Consider the following 16914-nt stretch of genomic DNA (forward strand, 5'->3'; position numbering starts at 1 on the left):
TTGTGGTTAGAGATGAGGAAAGGGCGTGGTGGTGCTCAGGCGAAGGCCAGCGCCACCAGGCTCGAGCACAACAGCACCAGACCGCCTGCGGTCAGTGCCAGGAAGCCATCGGATACGAGGTCATGGTTGCGCATGGGACACCTGCCGCTCTCGTCTTCGATGCCCGGTCGGAAATCAAAACTGTCCGAACGTGCCGCCTTGAAAGAGGTGATGCTTGCCGCCCGCGCGAGTGCCTTCAGGCCCTCGTCCGGTAACCTTCGAACGCATGGGCCAGGAAGATCCCCGCGCTAACCAGACCCATCAGTGCCGAAACCGTCTCGATCATCGTTAAATTCCAAATCCCGCCCTTGCATGCGACAGAACGCGTGCGGCCTTGCACAGTCAAAAGAATTCCAGTGAGCGGCGTGACAATGGGGGTGGAGTGAGGATTTGGCGCAACAGAATGTCCGGGAGTGGCACAGCGCGGGCGGCTGCGCCTCCGTAGATGAACGGGGAGAAACGAACGCCCCGTTTACCATCCCGGCGTGATCGCCGTGAGCTCCCCATTTCCGCCGTGTTCGGGTTGCGTTATCGTTACCACGTACGATGCGGTGGTGGGCCGCCTCGGTGCAAAGGTCCGGATAGCGCGCGCCCGTCACCAAGGCGGGCTGGGTACGCTTCCGGCGGAATGGTATTTGGGGCGAATGGGGATCCGACGGTCAGATTCGGTTTTGCGGGCCGCGCGTGGGGTTGCGGCGGCCGCGACCTGCCTCGCGCTCGCCAATTGCGCTTCGTCGGGCAAATTCGCCAGTCGCGTCGATCCGAAATACGGCGTGTCCTCGAGCCCCCGGGTCGTGGCCTGGGGCGATCCGGTCCCGAAGGGCGGCGGCACCTACCGCGTCGGCAAGCCCTATGTGGTGGCCGGCAAGACCTACGTGCCGGAGGAGGACGTCAACTACCGCGCCGAGGGCATGGCGTCCTGGTATGGCGATGACTTCCACGGCCGCCTGACCGCCAATGGCGAAGTGTTCGACATGGGCTCGCTGACCGCGGCGCATCCGACCCTGCCGATGCCGTCCTATGCGCGGGTGACCAATGTGTCGAACGGCAAGTCGCTGATCGTCCGCGTCAATGACCGCGGGCCCTATCACGGCAACCGCCTCATCGACGTCTCGAACAAAGCCGCCGAACTGCTTGAATTCAAAGGCAATGGTGTCGCCAAGGTCCGTGTCGAATATGTCGGCCGGGCGCCGCTCGAAGGCTCCGACGACCGCCAGCTGATGGCGACCCTGCGCACCGGGATTCCGGCGCCGTCGCCCTCGATGGTCCGGGTCGCTTCGGCCAAGCCCTTCGTGCCCGAGCTGCCGTCATCGACCCGCAGCGCCATTCGCGGCGAGGTTCCGATGCCGGAGGGACGGCCCTACAATCTCGGCAACAGCTCGGCCGACATGGCCTCGCTCAATGCGACCTCTGAAATGTCGGCCTCGAGCCGCAGCCGGGGCCGGGCGCTCCAGAACGCACGCGCCGTGTCCTATGACGAGGACGGCCGCTACGCGACCGAGAGCGCTCCGTCCGCCGCCTATGGCTCAGACGGCGCCGCCGAAGCCCGCAGCATCCTCAGCGGTCGCGGCCTGTACTAGGCCGCGCTCTCCTTCAAGAACGTCACCAGCGCCGCATTCACCTCTTCGGGCCGCTCCTGCTGCACCCAATGGCCGGCGCCCTCGATGATCAGCTTGCGCTTGAGATTGGGTAGCACGCGCTCGAGCTCGTTGACGCGCTTGGCCCCGATCAGCCCCGTGATGACGGCGTCTTTCGAGCCGGCAATGAAGAGGGAGGGCTGATGAATCCGGGCGTCCTGCCAGGGCGCCGTCAGCTCCCAATTGCGGTCGAGGTTGCGATACCAGTTCAGCCCGCCGCGGAAGCCTGACTTGTGGAAGGCCTCGGTGAAATAGGCGAGGTCGGCCTCGCCGAGCCAGGCGGGCAGCGGCTCTGCGGCAGTCGCGTGGCCGAGAAAGCCTTTGTCCTCCTGCACGAACATGGCGGCGGTGGGATCGGCAAGGCCGCGTCCACCGAGCACGATGCGCATGGTGCGGGCAACGTCTCGCTCGAGCTCGGCCTCGGCGATGCCCGGGGCCTGAAAATACTGCCAGTAGAAGTTGGTCACGCCGCCTTCGCGCAGCAGGTCGAGCGGCTTGCCGCGGCCGCGGAATGGCGGCGGCACGCTCAGGCCCGCCACCGCCGTGAAGATGTCGGGCCGAAACAGCGCCGCATGCCAGGCCACCGGCGCCCCCCAATCGTGGCCAACCACCATGGCCTTGGTTTCGCCGAGCGCCTGCACGAGGCCAACGACGTCACCGACAGTGTCGAAGATCGAGTAGGCGTTCACGTCGGCCGGCGCCGCGCTTTGGCCGTAGCCGCGCATGTCGGGGGCGACGACGCGAAACCCGGCGTCCGCCAGCGCCGGGATCTGGTGGCGCCAGGAGTAGGACAGTTCCGGCCAACCGTGGCAGAGCACGACCAGCGGACCCTGGCCGGCTTCGCGGATGTACAGGTCGATCCCGTTGGCCTTGATCGTGCGGGTGGAAGACATCGCTTTTCCGCCTTGTTTCAGGGGTTTGGTCGATAAATATAAGGTGTCACGATAGGGGGGTGACGAGAATCATGCAAACTCGGGCGCCGGCGCCAGCCTCGTGTTGTTCGCACCGGTTCCAACTGTTAGAACGCCGCTCTCAGGGCTTCGCCATGGCATTTCATTTTCTTTCGCTCCGTCGCGCCCGGGTCACCGCCGGCGCGATGGCGCGCGGGCTGATCGCTGCCGTTGTGGTGGCGGGGATCGGCTGGGGCGGGACGCTCTATGCGGCTAACCAGAGCGTCCAGGGCGCAAAGAAGACGGAAGACGCCGGTTTCGACGGCGATGCGCCCACTGCGATCCTGATCGAGGCGTCCAGCGGCAGCGTGCTGTTCGAGAAGAATGCCGACGAGCTGCGCGCGCCGTCCAGCATGATGAAGCTGATGACGGCGGAAGTCGTGTTCAACGCCATCAAGAAGGGTGACATCAAGCTCACCGACGAGTATCGGATCAGCGAGAACGCCTGGCGCAGGGGCGGCGCACCCTCCGGCGGCTCGACCATGTTCGCCGCCATCAACAGCAAGGTCTCGGTCGACGATCTCCTGCATGGCGCGATCATCCAGAGCGGCAACGACGCCTGCATTGCGCTCGCCGAAGCCATGGCCGGCAACGAGCGGATCTTCGCCGCCGACTTCATGACCAAGCGGGCCCGCGAGCTCGGCATGACCAAGTCGACCTTCGGCAACTCCAACGGTCTGCCCGACCCCGGCAACAAGATGACGGTGCGGGAGCTCGGCATCCTCGCCCGGCACATCATCCTGGACTTTCCGGAGTTCTACAAACTGTTCGGCGAGAAGGAGTACACCTGGAACAAGATCCGTCAGCCCAACCGCAATCCGCTGCTGAATTCGATGGAAGGCGCTGACGGCCTCAAGACCGGCTACACCAAGGAAGGCGGCTACGGCATGGTCGGCTCGGCGGTGCAGAACGGCACCCGGCTGATCGTCGTCGTCAACGGGCTGGAAGACCCCGAGGATCGCGCCACCGAAGCCAAGAAGATGCTGGAATGGGGCTTCCGTAACTTCGAGACCCGCACCCTGATCGCGGCCGACCAGCCGGTCGGCTACGCAAAAGTGTTCGGCGGCGAGAGCCGCTCGGTGAAACTGGTCGCCAAGACGCCCGTGAAAGTGATGGTGCACAAGAACGGCAGCGACAAGCTGATCGCGCGCGTCGTGTATAAAGGTCCCGTACGGGCGCCGGTCGAGGCCGGTCAGCAGGTCGGCGTGGTCAAGGTCTGGCGTAGCGGCAACATCGCGGTGGAGACGCCGGTCTATGCAGGTGAAGCAATCGGCACCGGCTCGACCATGCGGCGCGCAATCGACGGCGCCAGCGAGCTCGTGATCGGCATGTTCCGCGCGGGCGCCGAGAAGCTCTGATCATGAGTGAGAGCAAGGTACAGCGACCGTCCGGACGCGGACGCTTCGTCACCTTTGAAGGCGGCGAGGGGACGGGCAAGTCGACCCAGATCAAGAAGCTCGCCGACCGCCTCAAGGCGGCACGGATGCGCATCCTCGTCACGCGCGAGCCGGGGGGATCGCCGGGCGCCGAGATCATGCGTCATCTGGTGCTGTCGGGGATGGGCAAGCTGCTCGGGCCCGAAGCCGAGACGCTGCTGTTTGCCGCTGCGCGCGACGATCATGTCCGCACCGTGATCCAGCCCGCGCTGAATCAGGGCGCGTGGGTTCTCTGCGACCGCTTTGCCGACTCGACGCGGGCCTATCAGGGCAGCCTCGGCAGCGTCCCGATTGGCCTGATCAACGCGATGCAGCGGGTCACGATCGGCGATCTCAAGCCGGATCTCACTATCATCCTCGACCTGCCGGTCGAGATCGGCCTCCAGCGTGCTGCGGTACGCCGCGGCACCGGCACGCCCGACCGGTTCGAGAGCGAGAAGCTCAGCTTTCATGAGGGCCTCCGCGAAGCCTATCGCAAGATCGCTGAGGAAGAGCCCGCGCGCTGCGTGCTGATCGACGCCAATTCCGATCCTGATACGGTCGCAGACCGCGTCTGGACGGCGCTGCGCGAGCGTCTCCTTCCTACGACCGCCTCGGTGATATCAGCATGAGCCCGCGTCAGGCCGAGCGTGAGAGCGCCATTCCGCATCCGCGCGAGACGAGCCTTCTGTTTGGCCATCGCGAGGCCGAGACTGCGCTGCTGACGGCCTATCGCAGCGGGCGGATTCCGCACGCCTGGCTGATCGGCGGGCCGCAAGGGATTGGCAAGGCGACGCTAGCCTATCGCATGGCGCGCTTCGTTCTCGCCCACGGCCAGCCGCTTTCGCAGGCCGTGCAGAGCGCCGAAAACCTCGCAATCGATCCCGATGACGCCGTGGCGCGGCAGGTCGCGGCCGGCTCGCATGGCGGGCTGCTGACGCTGGAGCGCACCGCCAACGACCGCGGTGTAATGCGCACCGTCATCACCGTGGATGAGACGCGCGAGACGATCGGCTTCTTCGGCTCGACGGCAGCGGCGGAAGGCTGGCGCGTCTGCATCGTTGACACCGTCGACGAGCTCAATCCGAATGCGGCCAACGCACTGCTGAAGATCCTGGAGGAACCGCCGCAGCAATCGCTGTTCCTGCTGGTGAGCCACGCGCCCGCGCGCGTGCTCGCCACCATCCAGTCGCGCTGCCGCAAGCTGCGTCTGCGGCCGCTCGGAACGGACGAGGTGATCGATGCTGCGGCCGCAGCCGCCGACCTTGCGCCGACCGATCTGGCGCTGCGCGAGGCCGCAGAGGCCTCCGAAGGCAGTGTCGCGCGCGCATTGACGCTGCTTGGGGGGGGCGCGCTGAAACTCCAGCAGCGCACGGCGGCGCTGCTGGCGCGACTGCCGCAGGTCGATCCGCGCGAACTGCACACGCTCGGCGATTCGCTCGGCACCAGCGACCGCGTCGCGCTCGCGGCCTTCATCGACGGCATCGACCGCTGGATCGCGGAGCGCCTGCATGCGGACGAAGCCAATGCCAACCAGAACCTGCCGCGCCTTGCGCGCCTAGCTGAGGTATGGGAAAAGATCGTCCGCGCCGCGCGCGACACCGAAACCTACAATCTGGAGCGAAAGCCCTTGGTTTTCTCGGTGTTTGGCTGGCTGGCGGACGCAACGCGCTAGAGCATGATCCGGAAAAGCGTGGAGCGTTTTCCGAGAAGATCATGCTCAAAACAATGACCTAACGCAGGTTCGTTTCCAAATTTCGAGAAGCCGGTAAAGGAATTCGTCGTGGCAACGCGAGCTAAGAAAACCGTCAAGGGCAAGAGCAGCAAGAAGAAGGCTGCCAAGAAGGCCGTGAAGAAAGCCGCGAAGAAGGCTGTAAAGGCGCGTGCGTCCAAGGTCACCAAGAAGACCAAGAAGGCTGCCGCCAAGAAGGGCGTGAAAAAGAGCGCTGCGAAGACGTCAAAGAAGGTTGGCAAGAAGGCTGCGAAGAAGCTGGTCGTCGCCAAGAAAGCCTCGACGAAAACCGCCGCTAAATCGCCAGCGAAGGCTCCGGCGAAGAACAAGGCCCCTGCGAAGAAGACGAAGGCAGCTGCGCCTGCCGTGATCGCCGCGCCGGCTCCTGTCGCCACGCCGCCGAAGGCTGTGAAGCCCAAGGTGTCGAAGCCGAAGGCGCCGCCTGCGCCGAAGCCCGTCGAAGCTCCGCAAGCCGCCGTGCCCGCAGTGGCCCCCGCGCGCGATAACGTCTTCTACATCACGACTGCGATCGCCTATCCCAACGGCAGCCCGCATATCGGCCACGCCTATGAGGCGATCGCGACCGACGTGCTGGCGCGCTTCGCGCGGCTCGACGGCAAGGACGTGTTCTTCCTGACCGGCACCGATGAGCACGGCTTGAAGATGGTCCAGACCGCGCAGAACGAGGGCCTGACGCCCGCAGCACTCGCGACCCGCAATGCCGGCCGTTTCAAGGAGATGGACGAGCGGCTGAACGTGTCGTTCGACCGCTTCATCCGCACCACCGAGGAGCAGCACCATCGCTCGACCCAGGAGATCTGGCGCCGCATGGAGGCGAACGGAGACATCTATGCCGATACCTATTCCGGTTGGTACTCGGTGCGCGATGAAGCCTATTATGCCGAGGACGAGACGCGCCTGAACGACGACGGCGTACGCCTCGGTCCGCAGGGCACACCGGTCGAGTGGGTCGAGGAGAAGAGCTATTTCTTCCGCCTCTCGGCCTATCAGGACAGGCTCCTGAAGCTGTACACGGACAATCCCGACTTCATCGGCCCGGACTCGCGCCGCAACGAGGTGGTGAGCTTCGTCAGGAGTGGCCTGCGCGATCTCTCGATCTCGCGCACCACGTTCGACTGGGGCGTGAAAGTGCCCGGCGACGAGGAGCACGTGATGTATGTCTGGGTCGACGCGCTCACCAACTACATCACCGGCATCGGCTTTCCCGACGAGAGCGACGGGAACTGGCGCTACTGGCCGGCCGACGTGCACATCATCGGCAAGGACATCATCCGCTTCCACGCGGTGTACTGGCCGGCGTTCCTGATCTCGGCCGGCATTCCCGTGCCGAAGCGGGTCTATGCCCACGGCTTCCTGTTCAACAGGGGCGAGAAGATGTCGAAGTCGGTCGGCAACGTCGTCGACCCCTTCAACCTCGCCGAGCAGTACGGCGTCGACCAGATGCGCTATTTCTTCCTGCGCGAGGTGCCGTTCGGGCAGGACGGCAACTACAACCACGAGGCCATCGTCGCGCGCATCAATGCCGACCTCGCCAATGATCTCGGCAATCTCGCGCAGCGCTCGCTGTCGATGATCGCAAAACAGCTCAGCGGCGTGCTGCCGGAGCCCGGCGAGTTCAGCGACAACGACAAGGCGATCCTGGCGATGGCCGATGGCATGATTGCAGCATCGCGCGAGGCGATGGCGACGCAGCAGATCCATCACTGGCTCAACGCCGTGTGGGCCGTGGTCGCGGAGGCCAACCGCTATTTCGCGGGCGAGGCGCCGTGGGCGCTCGCCAAGACCGATCCGGCCAGGCAGAAGACGGTGCTCTATGTCACCGCCGAGGTCGTGCGCCAGATCGCGATCCTCGCCCAGCCGGCTATGCCGACTGCTTCGGGTTTGCTGCTCGACAGCCTCGGCATTCCCGCGGACGAGCGCAATTTCGCGATGCTCGGCGGTGCCAGGCGGATCGCGCCGGGCTCGACGCTGCCGGCGCCGACGCCGGCATTCCCGCGCTATATCGAGCCGGCGGCCTGAGGCGTTCGATTGATGTTGGTCGACAGTCACTGCCATCTGGATTTTCCCGACTTTGCGGAGGATCTCGACGGGATCGTGTCGCGCGCACGTGCGGCGGGCATCACCCGCATGGTCACGATCTCGACGCGGGTGCGGAGGCTGAACCAGCTTCTGGCGATCGCTGAGCGCTACGACGACGTCTATTGCTCGGTCGGCACTCATCCACACCATGCGGATGAGGAGGACGGCATTTCGCCGGACGAGCTGATCGCGCTGACCGGGCATCCCAAGGTCGTCGCGCTCGGCGAGGCCGGGCTCGACTATTTCTATGACAATGGCTCGCCGGAAGCGCAGGCGAGGGGCTTTCGCGCCCATATCGCGGCCGCGCGCTTAACCGGCCTGCCGCTCGTGATCCACACCCGCGAGGCCGACGCGGATTGCGCCCGTATCCTGGAAGAGGAGGTGGCACGCGGACCGTTTCGCGCCGTGCTGCATTGTTACACCGGCGGACGCGAGCTGGCGCTGAAGGCGGTGTCGCTGGGGCTCTATATCGGCTTCACGGGCATCCTGACCTTCAAGAAGTCGGAGGCCTTGCGCGCACTTGCGGCGGAGCTGCCCTCCGACCGTATTCTGGTTGAAACAGACTCGCCCTATCTTGCGCCGGGCAAGTTCCGGGGCAAGCGCAACGAGCCGGCCTATGTGGTCGAGGTGGCCAAAGTGCTCGCCGAGACGCGCGGCGTGTCATTCGATGAGATCTCACGCCAAACAAGCGAAAACTTCTTCCGCCTGTTCTCCAAGGTGAAAGCTTGAGACTGGAAGCCGCATGACGCTGACGCTGACGATCCTGGGCTGCGGCTCCTCCGCCGGCGTGCCGCGCCCGGCCCTCGGTTGGGGCGCCTGCGACCCGAGCAATCCGAAGAACCGTCGCCGCCGCTGCTCGCTGCTGGTCGAACGGAAGTCCGAGCACGGCACCACGCGGATCGTGATCGACACCTCGCCGGACCTGCGCGAGCAATTGCTCTCGACCAATGTCGATCACATCGACGCGGTGTTCCTGACCCACGAGCACGCCGACCAGACCCATGGCATGGACGATCTGCGTTCGGTCGTCATGCACATGCGCCGCCGCATCCCGACCTATTTCAACCTGTCGACCGCCAAGGACATCATGGCGCGGTTCTCCTACTGCTTCATTTCGCCCGAAGGCAGCGACTATCCGCCGATCCTGACGCGGCATTCGATCGAGGCGGGCGAGAGCCAGACGATTCTGGGGAAGGGCGGCGCGGTGACGATGACGGCCTTCCTGGTGCAGCACGGCGCCATTCCCGCGCTCGGTTATCGTATCGGGGATGCCGCCTACACGCCCGACCTCAATGACATTCCGCGCGAGAGCTGGGGCGCGCTGGAAAATCTCGACCTCTGGATCGTCGACGGCCTGCGCTACACCAGCCATGTCAGCCATTTCAGCATCAACGACGCGCTGTCCTGGATCGAGCGCTTCAAGCCAAAGCGCGCCGTCATCACCAACATGACGGCTGACGTCGATTACGAAGTCATCCGGCAATCGCTGCCTGCGGGCGTGGTCCCGGCCTATGACGGGCTGCAACTGGAGATGCATTAGAGCGTTTTCGAGCGAAGTGGATACCGGTTCGCGTCAAGAAAACGCGTCAAATCGAAAAGCGCGGCCTACCAAGCGTAGCGCAGCGCGACCTTGCCCGTGTAGGCACGTGTCAGGCTCGACACTTCGCTGTCGAAGCTCGCCGAGGCGGACCAGCCGTTCACCGCGTGCAGCTCGAGCGCAACGCCCGTGAGCGCTGCGTTCGGCGCCAGGGCCACGCCGCTCGCGGTCAAGCCCTGACCGGGCAGGGACAGGAACGCCGCCGGGATCGATTGCCCTGCGCTGAAATCATGCGCCCAGGCGAGCCGCCCGCGCAGGCTCACCACGCTTCCCGCGAGCGCAAGCTGCGTGCTCGTGCGCAGGCCGAGCTCGGTGCGGCTGTCGGTGAAGCTGTCGCTGCCGGGCACGGTCGAAAATGAACTGGCCGCCTCGGGCGGCTGTGCCCCGCTCGCGGAGGGCAGGCGGAAGGTGGTGACCTGCGCCGCCGCATAGGGCGTGATGCCGAGCCAGGGTGTGGCAAGACGATAGCCGCCTTCGATGCGGCCGGAATAAGCGTTGGCGTTGATCGCCGCGGCGAACTGTCCGGAGCCCGCCGGCGTCACGGGATGATCATTGCTGATCGCTTGCCAACCGTAGGCGAGACCGGTGGCAACATAGGCCGATCCGACGCTGTGCCGGACGAAGGCGCCGGCCTGAAACAGATCGGAGCGGCCATTCGAAAAATTGTTGGCGAAGCCGGTACCGCCCCCGGCCAGCGCAAAGCCCACCCGGGTCTGCGGCGAGAGCGAATAATCGGCTCCGGCCACGGTCCCAAAGCTGCGGCTGGCCGAGCCGATGCCGCTGGTCGATACCTGCGAGCTGCCGAAACCGGCAGCCCAGACGTTCCAGTGCGGAGCGGCGAGCGCGGGCCTGCCGTAGATCGCCCCATAGGCCTCGCGTCCGATGCCGCCATGCGTCCGGTCGTTTCCGATATCGGCGTAGGCCGCCAGCTCTGCGTCCAATTCGGCCGGGCCGATGCCGCGGCCATCGATTGCGGGATCGAGCAGGGCGAGCGTGAACTGCCTCATCGCCAGGAAGGTGGCCTGTGCGCTCTCGGGGCGCGAAGCGCCATCGGAGCCGCCGCCAAAGGCCCGCCGCATACCGAACCGTGCAGCGCCGGCAAGTCCCGGCGGCTCGCTGGCCCAGCCGTAGTTGGGTGGCATGCCGCCACCATTGCCACTGCCGAACGGTGCTCCGCCAATACCGGGCGCAAGGCCGGACGCCTGCGGGCCGCCGAACATCGAGCCGCCGATGCCGCCGAAATTATTGAAACCGTTGCCGGGCGCGTTCGGACCAGGCGGGCCGAAACTTTCGGCGCCCCCGAACGTGCCGAACTCGCGCATGACCTGCGCATCCGCCGCACCCGGTAGCAGCAATCCGGCCGTCAATAGCAGCAGCGCCAGACGCGCACGCACGTCTGCGCTCAAGACACAAACCGCATGAAGCGCCCCAACCGCGCCGGATGCCGGCCGCGCAGCCCGCGCGGCGAATCAGCTGTAAGCAGCGAATCCGACAGAGCTGAATCGTAAATGCGTCTCTAACGTTTTCCAATCTTTTCTTGGTGTGTCTTGATGTCGTCAAACCCGCGCAAACGGTTTCACGACGATGCGGCAATCGCCGTCGAGATGCAGTCAATGTTTCCAAATGTGTCCAGGCTCAGGCCGTGATCGCCTTGGCCGAGCCCACTTCGTTGCGCAGCAGGAACTTCTGGATCTTGCCCGTCGACGTCTTCGGGATCGGTCCGAACACGACTGCTTTCGGCGTCTTGAAGCCGCTCATATGCGAGCGGCAGAAGGCGATGATCTCGGCCTCAGTCGCGCTGGCGCCGTCCTTCAGCTCGACGAAGGCGCAGGGCACTTCGCCCCATTTCGGATCGGGTTTGGCGACGACGGCGGCGAACAGCACGGCCGGGTGCTTGTAGAGGATGTCCTCGACCTCGACGGAGGAAATGTTCTCGCCGCCGGAAATGATGATGTCCTTGGAGCGGTCCTTGATGATGACGTAGCCGTGCTCGTCGAGCACGCCGAGATCGCCGGTGTGAAACCAGCCGCCCTCGAAGGCTTCCCTCGTCGCTTTCTCGTTCTTGAGGTAGCCCTTCATCACGATGTTGCCGCGGAACATGACCTCGCCGATGGTTTCGCCATCGCGCGGCACCTCTTGCATCGTCTGCGGATTGATGACGGTGACGCCTTCCTCGAGCGGGTAGGGCACGCCCTGCCGGCGCTTCATGCGCGCACGCTCGGCGGCCGGGAGCTCGTCCCAGCCGGGCTGCTCGGCGCAGACGGAGGCCGGGCCGTAGACCTCGGTCAGACCATAGACATGCGTCAGCTTGATGCCGATGCTTTCGGCGCCTTCCAGCACCGCGACGGGCGGCGCGGCGCCAGCGATCAGGCCGACCACGCGGCGCGCGGCGTTACCCTTCGGCGCATCGGGCGCGTTGATGAGCGTGTTGTAGACGATCGGCGCGCCGCACATGTGGGTGACGCCGTGCTGCTTGATCAGCTCGAAGATCTTTGTCGGCTCGACCTTGCGCAGGCAGACATTGATGCCGGCCGCGGCCGCGATGGTCCAGGGGAAGCACCAGCCGTTGCAGTGGAACATCGGCAGCGTCCAGAGATAGACCGGATGCTGGCCGAGATTGCCGGCGAGGATGTTGCTGACGGCGTTGAGATACGCGCCGCGATGATGGGTGACGACGCCTTTTGGATTGCCGGTCGTGCCCGAGGTGTAGCTCAGCGCGATCGCGTCCCATTCGTCCTTCGGCGGGATCGCGGCGAAGTCAGGATCGCCTTGCGCGACGGCGGCCTCGTATTCGATCTCGCCGATACGCTTGCCGCCCTTGAAGGCGGTGTCATCGACGTCGATCACGAACGGCTTCGGCCCGCTCATCTGCGCCAGTGCATCGGTGATCACGCCGGAAAATTCTGGATCGACAAGAATGATTTTCGCGCCGCCATGATCGAGCTGGAACGCAATCGAGGGCGCGTCGAGGCGGATATTGAGCGCGTTCAGCACGGCGCCGGTCATCGGCACGGCAAAGTGCGCTTCGTTCATCGCTGGGATGTTCGGCAGCATCGCCGCGATGGTGTCGCCGACGCCGATGCCCTTGCCGGCGAGATACGATGCAAAGCGCTTGCAGCGCTCATAGGTCTGCGCCCAGGTGAAGCTGCGGCCTTCATAGACCGTGCTGACGTGATCGGGATAGACCGCCGCGCTGCGCGCGAGGAAGCTCAGCGGACTCAGCGGCACGTAGTTGGCGGGAGTCTTGTCGAGGCCGATATTGTACGGGTTCTGCCGCTCACTCATCGACATCCTCCTTAAACCGCGTCAAAGAAATCCGATCGAGATCCATGGGAAGATCGCGACGATGATCAATCCCACCAGCAGCGCCAGCAGATAGCCCCAGATCGGCCTGATGCCTTCGGCCGGATCGACGCGTCCGATGGCGCAGGCGGCATAATAGCCGACACCGAAAGGCGGGGCGAATAGTCCGATACCCATGGCCAGGATGATCACCATCGCATAGTGCACCTCATGCACGCCGACGGCGCGGGCGATCGGAAACAAAAGCGGCCCGAACAGCACGATCGCCGGGATGCCCTCGAGCACGCTGCCGAGGATGGTGAAGGCCAGGATCGAGACGGCGATGAAGGTCGCAGGCCCGCCCGGCAGCCCCGTCATGGCCGCCGCCAGCGAGCGCGAGAAGCCGGATTGCGTCAGGCCCCAGGCCATGCCGGTGGCCGTGCCGATGATCAGGAGGATCGCCCCCGATAGCGCCGCGGTCTCGACCAGCATCGGAAACAGCCGCCGCCAGTCGAAGCGGCGATAGACCAGGAGGCCGACCAGGGCGCCATAGACGATGCCGATGGTGGAGACTTCGGTGGCAGTCGCAATGCCCTCGACCACGGCGTAGCGGATCACGAAGGGCAGCGCGAGCGCGGGCAGGGCGATGACGAAGGTCTTGCCGATCTCGGATGCCGTGGCGCGGCGGACATGGCTCATGTCCTCGTGGCGATAGCGCCACCATACCAGCATGCAGAGCGTGATGGCGAGCACGACGCCGGGCAGCAGGCCGCCGGTGAACAGCGCCGCGATCGAGACGCCGGTGACCGAGCCGATCGTGATCAGCACGAGACTCGGCGGAATGGTCTCGGTCTGGGCGCCGGTTGCCGCCAGAAGCGCGACCAGATCGCCGGGCTTGGCGCCGCGCTGTTTCATCTCCGGGAACAGAACGGGCGCGACCGCGGCCATGTCGGCAGCCTTGGCGCCGGATATGCCTGAGACCAGGTACATGGCGCCGACCAGCACGTAATGCAGGCCGCCGCGGACATGACCGAGCAGGCTCGCCAGGAAGGCCACCATGGCCCGCGCCATGCCGGTCATCTCGATCAGCAGGCCAAGGAACACGAACAGCGGCACCGAGAGCAGGATGAGGTGGCTCATGCCCTCGTCCATCCGCCCGACCAGCACCATCACGGGCGTGCGCGTGGTCAGCGCCAGATAGCCGAAGATGGCGAGGCCAAAGCCGAACGCAATGGGAACGCCGGCAAAGACGCAGAAGCCGGCGACGCCGACGAAGAAGATGACGAGGTTGAGATTGCCGAGCGGCCGCAAGTATGGCTGCGCCAGCCAGAACAGGCCGACGACGACGGCAACCGAGATCACGGCTGCAAGCACCGTCCGGTAGTCAGCAGCGCGGAGCAGCCTCAGCAGCGCGAATACCGCCATCAGGCAGATGCCGGCCGGCAGCGCCGCGGCGCGCCACATGTTCGAGATCTGCAGCGCCGGCGTGGTGATGAAGCTTTCCTCGTAGGCGTAGTCCCAGGACGGCCAGACGATCAGCGTCAGGAACGCCAGCGCCGCAGAGGTCGCGACGAGGTCCAGATAGGCCCGCATCGTGGGTCCGGCGCTCGCGACCACGGCGGTCATGCGCATGTGCTCGGAGCGGCGGAACGCGACCGCCGCGCCCAGCATGGCCAGCCACAGGAACAGGATCGAGGCGAGTTCGTCCGACCAGATCAGCGGCCGATGCAGGCCATAGCGTGCGACTACGCCCGCGAACAGGATCACGATCTCGGCGACCACCAGAATGGCCGCCGGGATTTCGACCAGGAGGCCGAGGAGGCGCTCCGTCGAGGCCAGCAGCGAAGGTCGGCGAGGGGACTGAACAGCCGCCTCGCCCGTCACTTCGATCACCTCGACCTCGATATGAGCCATGACGGCCCCAACGCGTTACGAGAGCTTGCCGACGGCCTTCTCCAGCAGGTCCCAGGCCTGGTCGCCATACTTGCCCTTCCACTCGGCATAGAAGCCGGCGGTCCGCAGCTTGTCGCGGAACGGCGCCGTGGCGGGCTGGTTGAAGGTCAGGCCCTTGGCCGCGAGCTCCTGCTGGAGGTTGGCATTGAGCTTGGCGGTGTCCTCGCGCTCCTTGACCGCGGCGGCATTGATGTTCTTGGCGACGATGGTGCGCACGTCCTCCGGCAACGCGCTCCAGGCTCTCCGGTTGGCCAGGAACCAGAAGCCGTCCCACATATGGTTGGTCAGCGAGCAGTACTTCTGCACCTCGTAGAGCTTGGCGGTCGAGATGATCGCCAGCGGGTTCTCCTGGCCCTCGACGATCTTGGTCTGCAGCGCCGAATAGACCTCGCTGAAATTGATCGAGGCGGGCGCCGCATCGAATGCCTTGAACATCGAGGTCCACAGCGGCGACACCGGGACGCGGATCTTGAAGCCCTTGAGGTCGTCAGGACCGGTGATCGGCCTCGTCGAGGACGTGGTCTGGCGGAAGCCGTTGTCCCAGATCTTGTCCATGACCTCGAGGCCGGCCTTCTTGATCTCGCCGCGGACATGGGCGCCGAGGTCGCCGTCCATGGCCTTCCAGACCGTGTCGTAGTCCGGGAACGCGAAGCCGATGCCGTTGATGGACGCGGCCGGCACCAGGGTCGACAGGATCAGGCCCGACAGCGTGAAGAACTCGACGCCGCCGGAGCGGATCTGGCTCAGCATGTCGGTGTCGGACCCGAGCTGGTTGTTCGGGAAGATCTGGAGGTCGAACTTGCCGTTGGTCTCGGCCTTGATCGCCGCCGCCATCTCCTTGGCGCGCACGTTCAGCGGATGGGTGTCCGGCAGGTTGTTGGCGTATTTGTAGGTGAACTCGGCGCTCTGGGCGCGGGCCACATGGGGCGCGCCAATGCCGCCCAGGACCGCGGTCGCGGCGGAGGCCTTGAGAAGCGTGCGTCGGGAAAAGTTCATGGGTCTGCTTCCTCGGAAGGATTGTTTTTGTTCTGAGATGCAAACCTATACGGACGTCACGTCAGAAGGTCATCTGCGATCTCGCGAAGCTCGCTTATTGCAGCCGGACAACGTCACGGCAATATCGGCGAAAACAACCCCATGCACAGTAGCCGTCAAGAGCCGGGACGATGGCCGAGCTCCGGGTCGAAAACGACGCTGGAGCAAAGGTGCGGTGGCAGGAATTCTGCCTAAATATCTGATCCAATTGTATATAAATATATTCCATAATATACCTTATGCGAATTACGGATATGGGTGTCGGTGCCAGGTCCAGCACTTGCTAATCTGCCGTGAGCGATCGCAGCCAAGCCAGTCTGGAGATGGCCCTCTCCGCCAGCCGCTGTAGAACTTCGACGCGGTCCGCGTCGGTCGAGCGATCCGCGCCGTCGAGGTAGCCGTCGACGAGAAGCTCGGCGATTTCCAGCAGGCCCCTTCGTTCGGCGGCGACTGGAAAGCTTCCGAAGTCGGCGGCGGCGTCGGCCATCTCGATGGTTTCCTGGCGGATGGCTCGTGTGCGGACAGCGGCAGGTCCGCTCAGACGTTGTTCGAGATCGGCAAGCTGGGCAACCAGGCGAAGCTCGAGCCTTCGCGCATCGATTTGCTGCGGAGTGGCTTGCGGTGCGTCGCCGCTCCTCCGCGCGTGCTCGTGATGGTAGGCGCGGCGCCTCTCCTTCCGCAGCGCAGCGACGTGGCCAAGTTCTTCCTTGGCCATTGTCTCGGAAGCGTTCTTGATATCGGGATCGTCGGAATAGGCTGCGAGATAGGACCAGAAGGCAAAGGCCCGCTCCTCGTTGCGGACCGCGAGCGCGAGTGCGCGGTACGGCGTCATCAAACGTGTTGTCTTCACCTCGGCTGCGGCTTCCGGATCGAGTGTCTTCGGTCCTTCCCAGCGCACGAGGGCGGGATCGGGATTCCTGCCGCTGCGCGATTGCGACCACTGCGTGATGCTGTCGACGTGCTCGCGCTCGGCGGAAGCGAGTCGGGTGAACACGTCTGCGAGATCGTCCTTTCCCTGCCTGCGCATGGCTTCGGCAAGATCATCGTACCGATGCGCCGCCTCCTGCTCCATTGCGTGCGCAAGCGCAAAGAACTCGTCGAGAGTCTTCAATACACCTTCAGGCTCTGAGCGAAGCAACGACGTGCGCAGCAAAGGCATGGCAATGGTTTCCCA

General features: G+C 65.0%; 13 protein-coding genes. 7 read left to right on the forward strand and 6 right to left on the reverse strand.

Annotated features, from left to right (window positions below; translation table 11 throughout):
* The first annotated feature begins 683 nt into the window (after positions 1 to 683).
* A complete protein-coding gene (locus JQ635_RS00510) occupies positions 684 to 1619 on the forward strand; it encodes a septal ring lytic transglycosylase RlpA family protein (RefSeq protein ID WP_211407936.1) in 936 nt (311 codons plus the stop codon).
* Here the strand turns inward: JQ635_RS00510 and JQ635_RS00515 are convergent.
* Positions 1616 to 2569: an alpha/beta fold hydrolase gene (locus tag JQ635_RS00515; RefSeq protein ID WP_211407937.1), complete on the reverse strand. Its 954-nt coding sequence runs from the start codon at positions 2567 to 2569 to the stop codon at positions 1616 to 1618. The two genes, JQ635_RS00510 and JQ635_RS00515, sit on opposite strands and share 4 nt — an antisense overlap.
* A gap of 203 nt (positions 2570 to 2772) precedes the next feature.
* Between JQ635_RS00515 and JQ635_RS00520 the strand changes: the two genes are divergently transcribed.
* From JQ635_RS00520 to JQ635_RS00545, 6 genes are all read left to right on the forward strand, one after another.
* On the forward strand, positions 2773 to 3984 hold the full coding sequence (locus tag JQ635_RS00520; protein ID WP_211408459.1) for a D-alanyl-D-alanine carboxypeptidase family protein: 1212 nt from the start codon (positions 2773 to 2775) through the stop codon (positions 3982 to 3984).
* A gap of 2 nt (positions 3985 to 3986) precedes the next feature.
* A complete protein-coding gene (tmk, locus tag JQ635_RS00525; RefSeq protein ID WP_211407938.1) occupies positions 3987 to 4673 on the forward strand; it encodes a dTMP kinase in 687 nt (228 codons plus the stop codon).
* A complete protein-coding gene (locus JQ635_RS00530; RefSeq protein WP_211407939.1) occupies positions 4670 to 5716 on the forward strand; it encodes a DNA polymerase III subunit delta' in 1047 nt (348 codons plus the stop codon). Before tmk ends, JQ635_RS00530 begins: the two co-directional genes overlap by 4 nt.
* A 108-nt stretch (positions 5717 to 5824) precedes the next feature.
* Positions 5825 to 7813: a methionine--tRNA ligase gene (gene metG, locus JQ635_RS00535; protein ID WP_211407940.1), complete on the forward strand. Its 1989-nt coding sequence runs from the start codon at positions 5825 to 5827 to the stop codon at positions 7811 to 7813.
* Positions 7814 to 7825: 12 nt separating this feature from the next.
* Positions 7826 to 8602, forward strand: a complete 777-nt coding sequence (locus JQ635_RS00540; protein WP_211407941.1) for a TatD family hydrolase — start codon at positions 7826 to 7828, stop codon at positions 8600 to 8602.
* A 13-nt stretch (positions 8603 to 8615) separates the two neighbouring features.
* Entirely contained in the window at positions 8616 to 9413 is a 798-nt protein-coding gene (locus JQ635_RS00545) for an MBL fold metallo-hydrolase (protein ID WP_211407942.1), read from the forward strand.
* A gap of 65 nt (positions 9414 to 9478) precedes the next feature.
* Here the strand turns inward: JQ635_RS00545 and JQ635_RS00550 are convergent, their stop codons facing one another.
* The 5 genes from JQ635_RS00550 to JQ635_RS00570 all read right to left on the reverse strand — a co-directional run bounded on the left by JQ635_RS00550 (position 9479) and on the right by JQ635_RS00570 (position 16899).
* Entirely contained in the window at positions 9479 to 10864 is a 1386-nt protein-coding gene (locus JQ635_RS00550) for an autotransporter outer membrane beta-barrel domain-containing protein (protein WP_211407943.1), read from the reverse strand.
* A gap of 241 nt (positions 10865 to 11105) precedes the next feature.
* Positions 11106 to 12755 (reverse strand): acyl-CoA synthetase, encoded by a 1650-nt coding sequence (locus JQ635_RS00555; RefSeq protein WP_211407944.1) that lies wholly within the window; start codon positions 12753 to 12755, stop codon positions 11106 to 11108.
* A gap of 21 nt (positions 12756 to 12776) precedes the next feature.
* Positions 12777 to 14666, reverse strand: a complete 1890-nt coding sequence (locus JQ635_RS00560; protein WP_211407945.1) for a TRAP transporter large permease — start codon at positions 14664 to 14666, stop codon at positions 12777 to 12779.
* 15 nt (positions 14667 to 14681) lie between these two features.
* Positions 14682 to 15701 (reverse strand): TRAP transporter substrate-binding protein, encoded by a 1020-nt coding sequence (locus JQ635_RS00565; protein ID WP_211407946.1) that lies wholly within the window; start codon positions 15699 to 15701, stop codon positions 14682 to 14684.
* A 322-nt stretch (positions 15702 to 16023) separates the two neighbouring features.
* Positions 16024 to 16899: a ferritin-like domain-containing protein gene (locus JQ635_RS00570; protein ID WP_211407947.1), complete on the reverse strand. Its 876-nt coding sequence runs from the start codon at positions 16897 to 16899 to the stop codon at positions 16024 to 16026.
* Positions 16900 to 16914 lie beyond the last annotated feature (15 nt).

The sequence above is a fragment of the Bradyrhizobium iriomotense genome, assembly GCF_018130765.1.
GTDB classification, from domain to species: Bacteria; Pseudomonadota; Alphaproteobacteria; order Rhizobiales; family Xanthobacteraceae; genus Bradyrhizobium; species Bradyrhizobium iriomotense_A.